This is a genomic window from Rhizobium sp. BR 362 (genome assembly GCF_036528765.1).
Classification (GTDB): Bacteria; Pseudomonadota; Alphaproteobacteria; order Rhizobiales; family Rhizobiaceae; genus Rhizobium.
The window spans coordinates 1-14,885 of the sequence record NZ_JARWGH010000036.1; the positions used below are offsets into that span (position 1 = coordinate 1).

At 59.9% G+C, this 14,885-nt stretch carries 16 protein-coding genes; 7 read left to right on the forward strand and 9 right to left on the reverse strand.

Annotated elements, in window-relative coordinates; genetic code table 11:
• Nucleotides 1–262 precede the first annotated feature (262 nt).
• Nucleotides 263–1,330 (reverse strand): IS110 family transposase, encoded by a 1,068-nt coding sequence (locus QDY28_RS26235; protein ID WP_331384299.1) that lies wholly within the window; start codon nucleotides 1,328–1,330, stop codon nucleotides 263–265.
• 378 nt (nucleotides 1,331–1,708) lie between these two features.
• Here QDY28_RS26235 and QDY28_RS26240 point away from each other — a divergent pair, with 378 nt between their 5' ends.
• From QDY28_RS26240 to QDY28_RS26255, 4 genes are all read left to right on the forward strand, one after another.
• Nucleotides 1,709–2,158, forward strand: coding sequence for an ester cyclase (locus QDY28_RS26240; protein ID WP_331384300.1), 450 nt, complete (start codon nucleotides 1,709–1,711; stop codon nucleotides 2,156–2,158).
• Between the two features lie 141 nt (nucleotides 2,159–2,299).
• Entirely contained in the window at nucleotides 2,300–3,382 is a 1,083-nt protein-coding gene (gene ada, locus QDY28_RS26245) for a bifunctional DNA-binding transcriptional regulator/O6-methylguanine-DNA methyltransferase Ada (protein WP_331384338.1), read from the forward strand.
• 72 nt (nucleotides 3,383–3,454) lie between these two features.
• Complete coding sequence (locus QDY28_RS26250; protein ID WP_331384301.1) at nucleotides 3,455–4,078, forward strand: hypothetical protein; 624 nt, start codon at nucleotides 3,455–3,457, stop codon at nucleotides 4,076–4,078.
• 174 nt (nucleotides 4,079–4,252) lie between these two features.
• On the forward strand, nucleotides 4,253–5,002 hold the full coding sequence (locus tag QDY28_RS26255) for a 2OG-Fe(II) oxygenase (RefSeq protein WP_331384302.1): 750 nt from the start codon (nucleotides 4,253–4,255) through the stop codon (nucleotides 5,000–5,002).
• 6 nt (nucleotides 5,003–5,008) lie between these two features.
• Here the strand turns inward: QDY28_RS26255 and QDY28_RS26260 are convergent, their stop codons facing one another.
• The 6 genes from QDY28_RS26260 to QDY28_RS26285 form a co-directional block, all read right to left on the reverse strand.
• A complete protein-coding gene (locus tag QDY28_RS26260; RefSeq protein ID WP_331384303.1) occupies nucleotides 5,009–6,082 on the reverse strand; it encodes an ABC transporter ATP-binding protein in 1,074 nt (357 codons plus the stop codon).
• Nucleotides 6,079–7,008, reverse strand: a complete 930-nt coding sequence (locus QDY28_RS26265; RefSeq protein WP_331384304.1) for a PfkB family carbohydrate kinase — start codon at nucleotides 7,006–7,008, stop codon at nucleotides 6,079–6,081. The genes QDY28_RS26260 and QDY28_RS26265 overlap by 4 nt, the downstream gene beginning before the upstream one ends.
• Complete coding sequence (locus QDY28_RS26270) at nucleotides 7,009–8,031, reverse strand: SIS domain-containing protein (RefSeq protein ID WP_331384305.1); 1,023 nt, start codon at nucleotides 8,029–8,031, stop codon at nucleotides 7,009–7,011.
• Entirely contained in the window at nucleotides 8,028–8,873 is an 846-nt protein-coding gene (locus tag QDY28_RS26275; protein WP_331384306.1) for a carbohydrate ABC transporter permease, read from the reverse strand. The genes QDY28_RS26270 and QDY28_RS26275 overlap by 4 nt, the downstream gene beginning before the upstream one ends.
• Nucleotides 8,873–9,757: a carbohydrate ABC transporter permease gene (locus tag QDY28_RS26280; protein WP_331384307.1), complete on the reverse strand. Its 885-nt coding sequence runs from the start codon at nucleotides 9,755–9,757 to the stop codon at nucleotides 8,873–8,875. The genes QDY28_RS26275 and QDY28_RS26280 overlap by 1 nt, the downstream gene beginning before the upstream one ends.
• A gap of 75 nt (nucleotides 9,758–9,832) precedes the next feature.
• The gene (locus QDY28_RS26285) at nucleotides 9,833–11,071 is read right to left on the reverse strand and encodes an extracellular solute-binding protein (RefSeq protein ID WP_331384308.1); all 1,239 of its coding nucleotides are present in this window, start codon (nucleotides 11,069–11,071) and stop codon (nucleotides 9,833–9,835) included.
• Nucleotides 11,072–11,294: 223 nt separating this feature from the next.
• On the opposite strand from QDY28_RS26285, the gene QDY28_RS26290 reads away from it, so the two are divergent.
• Both QDY28_RS26290 and QDY28_RS26295 read left to right on the forward strand, forming a co-directional pair.
• Nucleotides 11,295–12,494 carry an ROK family transcriptional regulator gene (locus QDY28_RS26290; protein WP_331384309.1) on the forward strand — a complete coding sequence of 400 codons (1,200 nt, stop codon included), beginning with the start codon at nucleotides 11,295–11,297 and terminating at the stop codon, nucleotides 12,492–12,494.
• A gap of 153 nt (nucleotides 12,495–12,647) precedes the next feature.
• A complete protein-coding gene (locus QDY28_RS26295) occupies nucleotides 12,648–12,908 on the forward strand; it encodes a DUF982 domain-containing protein (protein WP_331384310.1) in 261 nt (86 codons plus the stop codon).
• A gap of 576 nt (nucleotides 12,909–13,484) precedes the next feature.
• Here the strand turns inward: QDY28_RS26295 and QDY28_RS26300 are convergent.
• On the reverse strand, nucleotides 13,485–13,856 hold the full coding sequence (locus tag QDY28_RS26300; RefSeq protein WP_331384311.1) for a hypothetical protein: 372 nt from the start codon (nucleotides 13,854–13,856) through the stop codon (nucleotides 13,485–13,487).
• 38 nt (nucleotides 13,857–13,894) lie between these two features.
• Nucleotides 13,895–14,101 carry a hypothetical protein gene (locus tag QDY28_RS26305; protein WP_331384312.1) on the reverse strand — a complete coding sequence of 69 codons (207 nt, stop codon included), beginning with the start codon at nucleotides 14,099–14,101 and terminating at the stop codon, nucleotides 13,895–13,897.
• A gap of 36 nt (nucleotides 14,102–14,137) precedes the next feature.
• Between QDY28_RS26305 and QDY28_RS26310 the strand changes: the two genes are divergently transcribed.
• Nucleotides 14,138–14,878 carry a response regulator gene (locus QDY28_RS26310; RefSeq protein ID WP_331384313.1) on the forward strand — a complete coding sequence of 247 codons (741 nt, stop codon included), beginning with the start codon at nucleotides 14,138–14,140 and terminating at the stop codon, nucleotides 14,876–14,878.
• Nucleotides 14,879–14,885: the final 7 nt, after the last annotated feature.

Sequence of the window (14,885 nt, forward strand, 5' to 3'; positions counted from 1 at the left end):
CTCCAATGAAAGAACACAAGGGACAAAACACCTTCAAGTGGCGGCTTTTCCTTGGGTTCGGTTATGTTCTGACCGGCGTTTTGACCGATCGGCTAAATCTCTTCCTTCCGCTGGACAGATTGTTTCTGTCCTTCGGTCTTGAACCATGCTCCAATACGTGACCCTGATGMGTTAACTTCGGTCACAGAATGGCGTGCGGCTCCCGGCTTCCCATTCTCCTTTAAGAGCGCAGCCCAGTTCTACCGGGCTCGCTAGCCGCCCATTAGGACAACCGGGATATCGTCGATGCGCCTTCCATGGGGCTGGTGTCGCGCGGTTCGTAAGCGCGCTGATCACGCAGGATCTGGAAGGCGATCGTTAAAAGCTTGCGCGCAATGGCAACCCGCGCTTTGTTGGTTCCTCTGAAGTTCAGATGCTCGTATTGGGCGCGAAGCTGCCCATCCGTGGCGATGGCGGGAGAGACCGCCTCGACGAAGGCCCAGCGCAGCCACTTGTTGCCCTGCCGGATGATCTTGCCGTGAAAGGTCTTGCCGCCGGAGGAATAGGTCGAGGGCACCAGCCCGGCATAGGCGGCAAGCTTCTTGGCGTTGCGGAACCGCTTGATGTCGTCGATCTCGGCATCGATCAGCCGGGCGAAGAACTCGCCGATMCCGGGGAYCGTCTTCAACAGCCTCACATTGGCATTGGCCTTGGTCATCGCCCGGATCGTTGCTTCCGACTGCTTGATGCGCACATCGATGTCGGCGATGAAGGCGAGGCCACGGTCGATCTGGATGCGGTCGATCTCTGAGACCTTCACCTGCGCCAGCTGGACGCGGCCGGCCTTGCCGAACAGGTCGCCRAGCTTCTTCARCTGCGCCGTCTGCTCSGGATAGCGATCGAACACCGTGACGATGCGGTTCTTCGTCATCGTGCGCAGCCGCACGTAAAACATCCGCTCGCGCAGGGCAATGCGCAGGTCGCGGGCCTTGTCGCTGGGGGCCCAGGCCTCCGGCACCAGGTCGGCCCTGAGCAGATGCGCCAGCACCGTTGCGTCGATCTTGTCCGTCTTGATCTTGGCGYCGGCGATCGCCTTSACCTTCAGCGGATGGGCGAGAACGACATCGTCACAAATGTCGTCGAGCCAATCGTACATCACCATCCAGTTGCGCGTCGCCTCGACAACCGCATGCGAGTTCTCGCGGTAGCGCTCCAGGAACCCACCCAGAGACTGGCGATCGTTCTTCACCCGACCGGAGCGCAACGTTTTCCCAGTCGAATCCTGCACCACCAGRTGGCTGTAGGATTTGTGGTAGTCGACGCCRATATGGTAWTSATAAGAGGCAGTCATGCTTCCAACTCCCTTGTTGAGATCTGCAAAACCCCAATAAGGTAAGCCGAAAGGCTGGAAGTGTGACTGTCCCTCGATCATCACCTGTATCTCAGTGATCCGTTCTCCCAACGGGCGCGGCCTCTTTCATGCCATCTCCTTTGCAACCGGCGAACTTTCCCACCGATCCGGTCCTCCGGCACCCCGTTCCTTGCTTTCAAACTCAACCATCTCTTTTTATAGGGCGCCTGTCATCATCCGCAGCCGAAAGCTTTTGTTCGCTGGTTTCGATTGCGGAGCAAGAACCGGAGTTTTGATCCTGCCCGATCAACCTATCCCTTTGCTCAGATCATCGACCGAGATCGATGATCCGCTGGATACATCAGGAAGGAAATCCACATGAGCAAAGAAGAAGACAACAAGGCCATCGTCGTGCGCTGGTTCACCGAATTCTGGGGTGAGACCTGCAATCTGTCCGTCGTTGACGAAATCGCCGCGCCGGACATGCTGCTGAAGTACTCGCTGCATGAGCCGCGTCGCGGCCATGATGACATCAAGGCTTTTATGATCGGCTTCCGCGCGGCGTTCCCAGATCTTAATTTCTGGGGCACCGCCGATCTCATTGCCGAAGGCGACTATGTCGTCGGGCAGTGGGAGGGCGGCGGCACGCACACCGGCCCGGCATTTGCCGACTTTCTGGTCGGATCGCTGCCGGCTGCGACCGGTCGCAAGATGCGCTTCACCGGCACCACCATCCTGCGCATCGAGAATGGCAAGATTGCCGAGGAAATCGGCCTCGACGATGGCGTGACGGCGCTCACGCAGCTCGGCCTCATCAAGGCCGCCTGATAAAGGGTCGCCGCTCATCATCGGGGCGGCGACCTTCGGATGATCTCAGGTCGCGCAGGAATCGGGTGGCAGTGCGGCTCTCCCGCTGCCAGGAATGATGCACCTACGCTGGAACACACAGGGACAAACGATATGACCGTGATGCCCAGAAACCGGACGACTTTTATACAGACCGCGGTGGTCGATGATCCGCGTTGGGCGCGTATCGTCGCTAGAGACCGGAGTGCCGATGGCCATCTATGGTATTCGGTGGCAACGACCGGCGTCTATTGCCGGCCCTCCTGTCCATCGCGAACTGCGAACCCCAAGAACGTGCAACTGCATGATTCACTAGAAGCCGCCAGAGCGACGGGTTTTCGCGCCTGCAAGCGGTGCAAGCCGGACGGTCTTTCTTCAGACGGAGAGAACGCTGCCATCATCGCGCGCGTTTGCCGATTGATCGAAGAGAGCGAGGAGGAACCGTCTTTGCACGAGCTCGCGGATGCGGCCGGACGCAGTGCCAGCCATTTCCACCGGCTGTTCAAATCCGCAACCGGCGTGACGCCCAAGGACTACGCCTCGGCCCACCGCGCGGCGAAAGTCCGTGAAGGCCTTGCGAGCGGCAACAGCGTCACAGAGGCGATCTATGATGCCGGGTTCAATTCGAGCGGGCGCTTCTACGAGAAATCCACCGATATGCTCGGAATGACGCCGAGCCAGTATCGATCGGGAGGCGCGAATGAAGATATCCGCTTCGCCGTCGGCCAATCGTCACTAGGCGCGATTCTGGTTGCGTCGAGCAGGAAGGGCGTGGCGGCCATTCTCCTCGGCAGCGATCCAGACGCGCTGCTGCGCGATCTTCAGGACCGCTTTCCCAACGCCAACCTGATCGGTGCGGACGGGGAGTACGAAGCCCTGGTGGCGCGTGTCGTCGGGCTTGTGGAGGCGCCAGGCTTGGGGGTCGACTTGCCGCTCGACGTTCGCGGCACAGCGTTTCAGCAGCGGGTCTGGCAGGCACTCAAGGAGATTCCGGTTGGCCGGACCGTCTCCTACATGGAAATCGCCCGCCGGATCGGCTCGCCCAAGGCGGTGCGAGCCGTCGCCGGAGCATGCGCGGCTAACAATCTGGCCGTCGCAATCCCATGCCATCGGGTGGTGCGGAACGACGGTTCGCTTTCCGGCTATGCCTGGGGAGTGGAGCGAAAACGTGTTCTGCTTGACCGCGAAGCGGCGCAAGGCCACTGAGCGCCCGATGCATAATACTGTCGTCGCGCGGTACCTCTGGCGCATGCCGTGTGAGCGAGGCAATATGCCGACATGAACGCTCCCCTTCAGAACCGCGTCACCCCGTTCGGCGATATCGTAGCGATTTCGCAACGCGGACTGTTCACCGGCAATCGCGGCATCATCCACGATCCGGCGACCAAAACCCTGCTGAACAAGCGCTGGTCTAGTAAGGCATGGCTGGTCTGCACTTGCGAATACAAGGGCCGCCGCCGCGATGTCATGGCCAGCCGAAGCTGGACCGAACTCTTTTTTCTGGACGAGGCTGTGGCGCTGGCCGCCGGTCACCGTCCTTGTTTCTTCTGCCGGCGCGATGCCGCCAAGGCATTTCGCGCCGCGTGGGCCGGTGCGAGAGGTCAGGCTGAACCGTCGGCCGCCGCCATGGATGCAGTCCTCCACAGTGAACGCATGGAGCGCGGACGCAAACGGATACATCCGCTTCCGGGACCTCTCCCCGAGCTGCCGGATGGTACGGTCATCGCGGCGTCAGGTTCTGCCTATACGATCGCCGACGGCCGTGCTTTTCGTTGGGCCGAGCATGGCTATGAGCAGTCGCAGAAGCTCACTCACGCCGCCGGCATGCTGACCCCGCCGTCCATATTCATGGCGCTTCAAGCCGGCTACCGGCCGATTCTTCATCCTATGATCCGGAAATAAAATTATTTTTCCCGCAGGCGAAAAACTTGCCGATTTGAAAGCAAGGACCGGAGTGAGGACGGACGGCCGCAGCTCTATTGTCGATCGTCAGACAGATCATGGAGTTTTACAAATGGATCTTATGGAACGGACATTCCTTCGCGCGCAAGCTGCCGGCGATAAGGAGGCCAGATCATGAATTCTCATTCGAAACCCACCCTAAGTGCCTCTTCCGACCCCTCCGCAGAGGCGCGTGTCGCCGGGTATGACTGGCAGAAGCTGTCGGAGGAACTGAGCGGGTTCGGCTGCGCTGTCATGGAAAAGCTGCTGTCGCCCGAGGAGTGCCGGGAGATCGCCGGCCTTTATCCGCAGGAAGAGCATTTTCGCAGCCATATTCACATGGCGCGCCATGGGTTAGGCAAAGGCGAATACCGCTATTTCAAATATCCGCTGCCGGATCTGCTTGGCGGTCTGCGCACGGCGCTCTTTCCGCGGCTGGCCGAGGTTGCCAACGACTGGAACACACGTATGGGCATCGATCAGCGTTATCCTGAAAACCATGCCGCCTTTCTGAAACAGTGCCATGATCAAGGCCAGACGCGGCCGACGGCGCTGCTTCTGCAATATGTTCCAGGCGATTTCAATTGCCTGCATCAGGACCTCTATGGCGATCTTGCATTTCCGCTGCAGGTGGCGATCCTGCTCTCCGAACCGGGAAAGGATTTCACAGGCGGCGAGTTCGTTCTGACGGAACAGCGCCCGCGTATGCAAAGCCGCGTCGAGGTCGTGCCGCTGCGCCAGGGCGACGCGGTCGCCTTTGCGGTCCACAGTCGTCCGGTCCAAGGCTCCAAGGGAAACTATCGCGTCAACCTCCGGCACGGCGTCAGCCGTCTTCGTTCAGGCATGCGCCATACCGTCGGCATCATCTTTCACGATGCGAAATGAACGAGCCTAACGAAGGCAGCTAAGGCCCGTTTCCGTATCAAAGAGATGTATGGCTTCGTCGTCGAAGAATAGCGTCAGCTTGCGGTCGGTGCTGATCGGCGTGCGCGGAGCAAGCGAAGCGGTCAGCCGTTGATCTCCGGCGATCGCGGTGACGACAAGTTCGGGGCCCGTCAGCTCCGCAATTTCGGGTATTGCTTCGATCGACAGAGCACCTCGTTCCAGACGCAGCGCTTCGGGCCGGATGCCGAAATTGAGATTCTGGCCTTCCTTAACCTTACCTTTGAAGCGTTCGGGGAGCGGCAGGCGACTGCCTCCGCCTTGTAACTGCAGCCCATCCGCGTGAACCGTGGTCTTCAGGAGATTCATCGGTGGGACGCCGACGAAGGTTGCCACATATAGCGTTGCAGGACTGTTATAGATTTCCTCCGGCGTACCCAACTGCTCGATCCTTCCGTCCCGCATGACCGCGATCCGGGTGGCGAGCGTCATAGCCTCGATCTGATCGTGGGTGACATAGACGACCGTCGTCTTCAGCATCTGATGAAGACGCTTGAGCTCCGTGCGCATTTCCATGCGCAGTTTGGCGTCGAGGTTCGAAAGCGGTTCATCGAAAAGGAAGACTTCCGGCTTGCGCACGAGCGCGCGGCCGATGGCGACGCGCTGCCGCTGGCCCCCGGAAAGCTGGCTAGGCTTGCGGTCCAGCAGATTTTCGATCTGAAGCAGTTTCGCAGCCTCGCGCACGGCCTTGTCGCGCTCTGCCGCTGGCACTTTGCGCATCTCAAGGCCAAAGCCGATATTGCGGTGGACCGTCAGGTTTGGATAGAGCGCATAGGATTGGAACACCATGGCAATGTCGCGGTCTTTGGGATGCACGCCAAGAACCGAGCGTTCGCCTATCCGCACGTCGCCGCTTGTCGCCTCGGCAAGACCGGCGATGATGTTCAGCAGGGTGGACTTGCCGCAGCCGGAAGAGCCGAGCAGCACCAGGAAGTCGCCGCTCTCAAGCGCGATATCGATGCCCTTCAGCGTCTCGACCTGACCATAGGTCTTGCGGATATTCTGGATTTCGAGCGCGCTCATCGTGCGGCCTCCTTCGTCGCCTTGAGCTCGCCATAGCTGCGGGGAAGGGTGGAAATGGCGCGCGAGGCGACCTCCGTTCCCGCAGCCAAACAGGTAGAAAGCGTTTCGCCGCGGGCAAGCGCGGCCAGGAACGCGGCATTGAAGACGTCGCCGGCACCGATCGTATCCACGACTTTTACCTGAGGCGCGGTGACCGCCACGAGTGCTCCATCCGCGTCGATGGCGATCGCGCCGTCAGGTCCGCGTTTGACGACGGCGATCGCCCCTTCAGGCATATGCGAGCGAAGATGGCGCGCGGCGTCGGCGGGATCGTCCAGACCTGCGAGCGTGGTCGCTTCCACTTCATTCAACAGGGCAATGCCGCAGCGCGACAGCCATCCGCGCGTTGCGGCGCAATTTTCATCCGTCCAGCCATCGAGCGGCCATCCGGTATCGAGTGCAAGGGTAATCCCATGTTCATAGGCCCAATCGAACAATGCGTCGTAATCCCGTGTCAGATCGTCGGTCAGGAAGGGGCCGCATAGAAGGGCGTAGCCGCCGGAAAGCGTCGATCCGTCGAGAACGGCAAAGACATCGGCAAGGCTGAGGCGTGGCAGGTGACCGCGCGTTGTGAAGAACGTCCGTTCGCCGTCCGGATGGGTGATCCCAACGGAAAGCGTCGTGCCCTCCGGATGCACCGGCCACTTAGCAGCCCGTTCGCCGAAGGCTTGGCTCAGCCACCGGCCGAACTCGTCACTGCCGACGCTCGCGGCGATCTCGAAGCCGACGCCCATGCCTTCCCAGGCAAGCGCGCTGTTGCCCGCCGCACCGCCGACACGCAGTTCGTCATGGTCGACGATGATCTCGGTGCCCGCTTTCGGCCAGGGCGCGGCGGGCCCGAGGATCAGGTCGACATTGACATTGCCGATGACTGCAAGCGGCTTCATTCATTCACTCCGCGTAATTTTCGTCGAGCGGACCGGCGTTCCGGCATTGTCGACGCGAGCTTCGGCAAAGGCGATCATCAGCCGTTGCGCGATGGGCAGCATGGCGAAGATGGCTGCAAGGCCGCTTGCCGGCTCGAAGCGGAGCGTCACTGCTCCCACCACCGGCTCTTCACCGGAGGCATCGAAGACGACGGTCGGGGCACCAGTTTCCACGGCCGAGACGATCATCGCGGTGACAAGGCTTGCCGTGTTATCCTGCCCGCGGAAGAGAACAACACCGATACCAGGCCCGAGCATTTCCATCGGCCCGTGCCGAAGCTGCCCGCCTTCGAGCGAAAAGCATGGGCGGCGAGACAGCTCCGTCAAACCGAGTGCCAGCGCTTCGGCCACACCCTGCAATCTGCGGCCGGACGTGACGACCGTTTCGACATTCGCGAGCGCGGAAAGGGCCGCCGCGATCTCGACGTTTTGGGGCGACTTGAGCACGTCAAGTGCCGCCGCCGGATCTTCGCCAGACGCGGCAAGGATCGCAAGATGGAGAGCAAAGGTGACCGTCAGGCTGCGCGTCGCAGCAAAGGCCAGCTCTGTGCCACCGGCGCCGATCAAGGACGGCGCTGTTCTTGCCAGGAACGAGCTGCCTTCGAGTGTCAGCCCGAACGTCTCGTCCGTGCCGCCGGTCTCGTTGAACCAACGGATGACTTCGGCGCTTTCGCCGGATTGCGAGGTTACGAAGATCGTTCGGCCCTCCAGCGAGAGCGGCTGGCCGAGCTGTTCGGACAACGGTGTCGCGATCGCGTCGATGCCCAAAGCGCGATAAAGCGGTTCGACTGCGCGGTTGACGGCATGCGATCCTCCCATGCCGAGGAGCAGCAGCCTTCGCGTCTTCTTCAGTGAGGAGGCTGCCTTTACGGCCATTTCGGCGGCGCCTTCGTAGGAGGCGATGGCATCCGCATGCTGCCGTGCCATTTCGCGATCGATCGCAACAAGTCCTGCGGGTCGTGTTTTTTGTCCGGTCATGGTCATCCCTTGACGCCGCCGCTTGTCAGCCCCGAGATCAGGGCGCGTTGCATGACGAGACCAACGAGCACCGGAGGCAGGGCGGCAAGCACACCGGAGGTCGCAATCAGTCCGTAATCGGATACACGTCCGCCCGCCAGATCGGCGATGGCGACGGTGAGGGTCTTCGCACGCTGGTCTGACGTGAAGAGCAGCGCATAGAAGAATTCATCCCAGGCCAGCAAGAAGGCGAAGAGCGCGGATGTCGCAATCACTGGCATGGCAAGCGGCAGCGTGATGATCTTCAAAGTCTGGAGGAGGCCGGCGCCGTCGATCATGGCGGCGGATTCGATCTCTTTCGGAATGGAATCGAAACCGGATTTCATGAGCCATGTCGTGAACGGCGCGAGGATGGTGAGATAGACGAGCGCAAGCCCGAAGACGTTGTTCAGCATGCCGAGATAGGCAAGGCCCATGTAGAGCGGCACGGCGAGCGCTACCGGCGGCAGCATGTAGGTGGCGATCACCATGGACAGCGACCAGCCGACGGAAGGGGTGCGCGACACCGCCCAGCCGGCGGGGATTGCAAGCGCGATAGCCGCAATCGTCGCCATGCCGGCGATTTCGATGCTGTTGCGCAACGAGGAGGTGAAGGCGGCGCCGGTGCTGTTTTCGATTGTCGAGAACAACAGCCGGTAACGGGAAAAATCGGCCGTCTGCGGCCACCAGCGCAGCGGTTTCGCCGCAAGATCGGCGGCTGGCGAGATGCTCATGACGAACAGCCAGAGGATCGGCGCGAGAATGACGGCGGCGAGCAAAACCGCCGCGATATAGATGAAGATGGTGAAGATCGGGCTTCTGCGTTCCATCAGGCGGCGCTCCCCACCGTCTTGCGCACCAGTGCGGCATAGCCGGCGGCGAGCACCGTCACCAGCAGCGTCACCATCAATGCCAGCGAGGCGCCGGATCCGGCCCGTTGGAAGGAGAAGGCTTCCTGATAGACGAGGATCGACAGCGTGCGCGTGCTGTTGGCGGGGCCGCCGCGCGTCATGACCCAGATGATATCGAACACCTTGAAGGCTTCGATGGTCCGCAGCACCAGCGCCACCATCAGCGGACCCGCGAGATAGGGCAGGATCACGAAACGAAAGCGGGCGATCGGTCCGGCGCCATCGACCAGCGAGGCAGCGGTGATATCGCGCGGCACCGCCTGCAGTGCCGCCAGTGCAATCAGCGCGACAAGGGGAAAGTTCTTCCAGCAATCGGCGACGATCAGCGCTGACAATGCGGTGGCGGGTTCTCCCAGCCACGAGCGATAGGCATCGATCAGGCCTAGCTGCGTCAGCGCCGCGTTCAAGGCGCCATATTCCGGATTATAGATCAGCCGCCAGAGCGTCGCGTTCACGACCGTCGGCAGTGCCCACGGCAGGATCATCAATGCGCGCAATGCGGTGCGGCCCCGGAATTCCTGATTGAGCAGCAATGCGGCAAGCACGCCGATCACCATCTCGGCCGCAACGGAAATGATGGCAAACAAAGCCGTCGTAATGAGGGTCCGCTGGAAGTTCGAACCGGAGATCATCTTCGTGTAGTTGTCGATCCCGACGAAATTGCCTTCCGTGCCGACGAGCTTGGCGTCAGTGAAGGAGAGACGGACGGTATCCACCAGGGGCCATCCGATGACGGCGATCATGATCACGAGGAGCGGCAGCATCAAAAGCCACGCGCGGGTTGTCATCCAGGTGCCGGACATTTTTGGGCCACCCTTTTTATTCGTCGGACTGGATCGGAAACGGGCGGCGCGGTGCGCCACCCGTTGGCGGCGGCCTTAAAGACCGCTGTTGTCGGCAGCCGATTTCAGCGCGTCTTCCGGCGAGGACTGACCGAGCAGCGATTCCTGGATCGCCTGCTGCAGTGCCGTCGAAAGCTCCTGATATTTTGGCGTCGTCGGGCGCGGATACATGGCTGCAAGGCCGACCTTTGCCGCTGCGATCAGTTCTTCCTGTCCCTTGGTCACGGCCGGGTCGCTATAGGAGGATGCCCAGATCGGCAGGCTGAGCTTGGCATATTGGTTCTGCGTCGGCTGCGAGGTCATGAAGCTGATGTATTTCCAGGCCTCATCCGGGTGCTTGCTGGCCGTGGTGATGCCGAGGCCCATCGAGCCGTTCACCGCGGAGGCTTCGCTCTTGCCTGCCACACCCGGCGCCGGGACGACGCCGACCTTGCCGGCCACTTCGCTGTCCTTCGGGTCGTTCGCCATGTTGTACATATAGGTCCAATTCAGCGCGAAAGCGGCATCGCCGTTTTCGAAGACCTTGCGGACATCTTCCTCCAGGAATTCCTTGGAGTTCGGATTGGTAAGTCCGGACTTATAGCTGGACACCATGTATTTCAGGGCGTCGAGACCACCGCCGGTCTGGAAGGCCGGCTTGCCGTCCTTCAGGAAATCACCCTTATATGCGCTGACGAGCGTCGTGTAGTCGCAGATGGCGGCTTCGGCCTGCGACCAGCTCCAGGCGATCGGCGTGGCGAGCAGCCCCTTGTCCTTGATGGTCTTTGCCTGTTCGGTGAGCTCGTCCCAGGTCTTCGGCGGGTTCTTGATGCCGGCCTTTTCGAGAATTTCCTTGTTGTAGAACAGGTATTTCGTATCGAGAATCCACGGCATGCCGAAATATTTGCCGTCATACTGGACGGTGGTCCAGGCGCCGGGCAGCACGCCCTTTTTCATGTCGTCGGTGATGCGCGAGGACACATCGACGAGCACTTTGTTCGTCGCATATTCGGCCGGCCAGATCACGTCGAAGAGCACGACGTCATAGCCGCCGCCGGACCCCTGCGCCAGCACGGTCTTGTCGTGCAAGCCTTCATAGGGAACGAACTCGAGATTGACCTTGATATCGGGATTGGCCTTGGTGAAGGCGTCGGTCATGGCGCGCACATCGGCTTCGCTATAAGCGGCCTGGGCCATGAAAAGCGCGTTGATCGTCGTTTCAGCAAATGCATGCGATGCAAAAGACGCGCCGATCAGCGCAGCGCCAAACAAGGTCTTGCTTAGGGATTTCAACATTCCACCCTCCAGTTTTTGACTTCACGCGATTTTCCGACGGCGGCTTTCGTCGCGATCGGTTTTTGAAGAAGGCAGCCGAAATCGGATGCCCGATCATTTTCGGATCATCGTCGGGCGTCTACCGGCCCTCTTGTTCCCACGAAACTCTCCGGTTTCTATTAAGTCAATTGTCTTGACTTAATTACTTCTTCAATATTCTACTGCTGTCAAGAGGGAATTGCAGATGAACGATGCCCGTCCGATCCGCGCCAAAAGCGGCACCAACCACGAAGGCACCAGTGCCCATAACCGCCGGGTTATGATCGACGCATTGCGCGTCAATGGAGCGCTTTCGCGGGCGGATTTGGCGCGCGCCACGCGGCTGACGAAGCAGACGGTTTCCAACATTATCGACGAGCTTGAACGCGATGGTCTGGTGACGTCTCAGCAGACGGTGCGAAACGGCCGCGGGCAGCCTTCGACGCCATATGTCCTTGTCCCGCAAGGGGCGTTTGCGATCGGCCTGCAAATCGATCGGCATATGACGAGAGCGATTGCCGTCGATCTCGTCGGAAATGTGCTTGTCCGGCTGGAGGCGAAGCTTCCCTCGGGTGGACCGGCGACGGGGGCCAAGGTCATTCTCGACCTTGTGGCGGATGTCCGGCGGCAATTGGCGGAGATCGCGATGCAATCCGAGGAGAGGCTGATCGGTCTCGGTGCGGCGATGCCGGGCCCCTTCGGGCTCGCCGGTAATGGCGACGATCCCTGGATGATGGAGGCCTGGCAGAAGTTTCCATTGCTTGAGACCCTTGCCGTCGGCACCGGTCTCGATGTCAGCATTCAAAACGATGCCGCCGCGGCAACGATTGCCGAACGCATGGTGGGGGCAGCGCACGGGCTTGATCATGCGGTCTGCCTCTATGTCGGCTATGGCATCGGTGCCGGCCTTATTCTCGGCGGCGAACTTTATACCGGCGCGAACGGCAATGCCGGCGAAATCGGGATGGCCTTGCTTACGGTGGGAGGCCGGTCGACCCCGCTCGAACATCGCGCGTCCTTGGCCTCACTCTATCAATATCTATCGCTCGACCCGGCCGATCCGGATCTTTATGCCAAAATCCATGATCTTGTATCGGCCGATGATCGCAGAATCGTTGCATGGATCGAAGCCGCCGCCTCCGATCTCAGATGGAGCGTGCATCTGATCGAAACCATTTTCGACCCGCAGACCGTCATCCTGTGCGGCAGTGCACCGCGCATCTTAGTGGAGCGTCTCATTACGGCCATGGGGCCATTGCTGCCGTCGATCGCCGAGCGCCGCGATCGTACAGTCGCGCGTTTGCAGACCGGCATTGCCGACCCCTGGTCCGTCGCGCTCGGAGCGGCCGCCGGCCCCATCAGCCAGGAATTCGACCCGCGCTATGCGGCGATTTTGAAAGACTAGTGACTTCTAGGAATTTCCCGCCAGCCCGAGCCAGTGCCCTATCGATCGGCACCGTGGATGATAAGCGGCCGAAAAATGGATGGTGATCGCTCTTGTCTGCGAGCAAGGAACAATTTTTTCTGACAGAGTTCGGCACGCCGGGGATTCAAGAAGATGAAACGTCAGTGGTGGGATGATCCCGTAAACGTCGAAACCTACGTTCCTGGCAGGTATGTCATTGTCAACAGCACCGAAAGTGCTGCGCAATACATGTTTGAGGAGTGGCGGGGCGAGCGTAGCGAGACGGCTTTTCAGGCGGTGATGCAAGCTCTCTTCGATGCTCATGACGGAAAGCTGCCGATTGACGATGCGCGCGCCGCCTTCATGACGGCAGTCGAAAATGCCGGGCTGCGTTTTGCTGCCGGCAAAACCTAATCTAAGAAGAGCACGCAAAAAAGTGCCGTTAGCAGCGACGGGTTTTCTGCTAACGGCAACAGGAAATCACATCACCTTGGTCACATCAGTGGCAAGGTGTGTCTCCGGCGGCGCATCGAACTTGCCGGTGTGATCATTGTTCCCGCCGAAGACTGCGATTTTGCTCAACCATGTTTTTTCCGTCTCCGCCTGATCGGAATGCCATGGTCGAATGCCGGCGAAAACACCAGAAATCAACGGCAGTTCTCTGATGATCGATGGTCTTTCGAAGGAGAGGATTCCGGCGATCGAGTATCGTGACTTTGAGTGCGATTTAATGAATCCGCTCTTTCGCGTGGAACATCGGATCGCCACACCCGTGGATGCAGGCGGGAGCGCTTAAAATCTCTCAGCCGTCAGCGCCTCTGTGTTCGGTTGCTGACGATGGGGAGGAAATGGGCCGACCCATTGGAAAGTCAAGCCGCCAGGCGAGTTTGCGACCGCCTCGCTGAACGCCGGCAGAGTAGTTTTGGAGAGCCGTCATCTCTGCAAAAGTGGACGCGTGGCGAGTATTGGCGGCGGAGTTCGGCCGTGGGTTCACCCGCCGCTTCCCGGACCGCCGTCGCCTTCCAGGAACTCGGGATATTGGATCACTTCGCGATTATTGGTGTCGATTGAAGACCTTGGCGATGCCCCGCTATCTTTAGGCGAATAAGGCTCATCTTTTTCCAGATGGACGATGATGTGATCCATCAGCGCGATAGTATCCGCCATCACTTCGATCTGCTTGTTCAGCTCCCGGCTGAAATTTCGCGTCAAATTTCCCTTGTCGACCATAGGATCGACTTGGCCCTTGACGATTTGAACGTCTTCCCGCTCAAGGTCCGCCAACAGTTGTTTTGCAGCTTCGACCTGACGAGACAACGTCTTGCGCTGCTGCAGCAGGTCATCTCTCATACCGTCGACCATTTGATCATCTCGTTGATGTAATTTGACGAAGACCGCAGCTAGATCCGTTGAACCATTCCAAGCTCATCGAATGATGCTATCTGCTCCTTTGTCGCGCCGACCGGGGCCATGAAGCGCGCAGACTTGCCAGCGTCGCGAATAGCCTTCACGGCATTCAATGCCGCCTCGTAGGTGGCATGCTCTTCAAAGCCGTCCGCAGACAGTCCATCTTCCAAATAGGTCTCGACGTACCACGTCCTTTGCATAAGCTCTCCTCCACTTTATTAGGCGGAGATTGGAGGTTGCCGAGCGATGTCAAGAAGCAGGAGAACCAAAACTCCGCTGATCCACGGATAGTGCGCGCGGCGGATTCCGGTTGCTACGGCGGCGGCCACCTGAGTGGACGAGCTCGGAACCTGCATCTGGTCGTGCTTGATCGAAATCACATGGAAATCGAAGGAACCGCGCTGGGGCAGCAGCGTTGGGAAGGCGACGAACGAGGATTATCCATGGACACGGATCGCTATAATTGGATCAGCAGACGCGCACACGAGATCTGGCAGCAGGAGGGGTTCCCTTCCGGACGAGACCGCGAACATTGGTCGCAAGCTGTGGCCGAACGTGAGCAACTCGAACTTGAAGAGGCGGGCGCTTCCGATACTACCGACGAGCAATGGGACGAGATTAAAAGCGTTCTGGTCGTCGATGACGAACCGATAATCCGGTTCGCCGCTGTCGACGCGCTCGAGCATGCGGGGTTTGAGGTCTGGGAGGCTGCCAACGCCGATGAGGCTCTTATCCTGCTGAACCGCAGGAACGTCGATGCCGTGTTCACTGATATCAATATGTCCGGATCAATGGACGGCCTCGGGCTGGTTTCGCGGATTCGTGCCCTTTCGCCTAAGACGAGGGTCGTGGTCACGTCCGGGCATGTCGGGTTGGGCAATTTCGACCTGGCAAGCGGAGTATCGTTTCTGCCCAAGCCCTACCAATTCGAAGCCTTGATCAATCTGCTGTCGACGCCAGTTTCTGAAGCCAATTGATATATGA

Coding starts and splice junctions, on each gene's coding strand:
- QDY28_RS26240 (WP_331384300.1), top strand. CDS start 1,709: ATGAGCAAAGAAGAAGACAACAAGGCCATCGTCGTGCGCTGGTTCACC.
- ada (WP_331384338.1), top strand. CDS start 2,300: ATGCCCAGAAACCGGACGACTTTTATACAGACCGCGGTGGTCGATGAT.
- QDY28_RS26250 (WP_331384301.1), top strand. CDS start 3,455: ATGAACGCTCCCCTTCAGAACCGCGTCACCCCGTTCGGCGATATCGTA.
- QDY28_RS26255 (WP_331384302.1), top strand. CDS start 4,253: ATGAATTCTCATTCGAAACCCACCCTAAGTGCCTCTTCCGACCCCTCC.
- QDY28_RS26260 (WP_331384303.1), bottom strand. CDS start 6,082: ATGAGCGCGCTCGAAATCCAGAATATCCGCAAGACCTATGGTCAGGTC.
- QDY28_RS26265 (WP_331384304.1), bottom strand. CDS start 7,008: ATGAAGCCGCTTGCAGTCATCGGCAATGTCAATGTCGACCTGATCCTC.
- QDY28_RS26270 (WP_331384305.1), bottom strand. CDS start 8,031: ATGACCATGACCGGACAAAAAACACGACCCGCAGGACTTGTTGCGATC.
- QDY28_RS26275 (WP_331384306.1), bottom strand. CDS start 8,873: ATGGAACGCAGAAGCCCGATCTTCACCATCTTCATCTATATCGCGGCG.
- QDY28_RS26280 (WP_331384307.1), bottom strand. CDS start 9,757: ATGTCCGGCACCTGGATGACAACCCGCGCGTGGCTTTTGATGCTGCCG.
- QDY28_RS26285 (WP_331384308.1), bottom strand. CDS start 11,071: ATGTTGAAATCCCTAAGCAAGACCTTGTTTGGCGCTGCGCTGATCGGC.
- QDY28_RS26290 (WP_331384309.1), top strand. CDS start 11,295: ATGAACGATGCCCGTCCGATCCGCGCCAAAAGCGGCACCAACCACGAA.
- QDY28_RS26295 (WP_331384310.1), top strand. CDS start 12,648: ATGAAACGTCAGTGGTGGGATGATCCCGTAAACGTCGAAACCTACGTT.
- QDY28_RS26300 (WP_331384311.1), bottom strand. CDS start 13,856: ATGGTCGACGGTATGAGAGATGACCTGCTGCAGCAGCGCAAGACGTTG.
- QDY28_RS26305 (WP_331384312.1), bottom strand. CDS start 14,101: ATGCAAAGGACGTGGTACGTCGAGACCTATTTGGAAGATGGACTGTCT.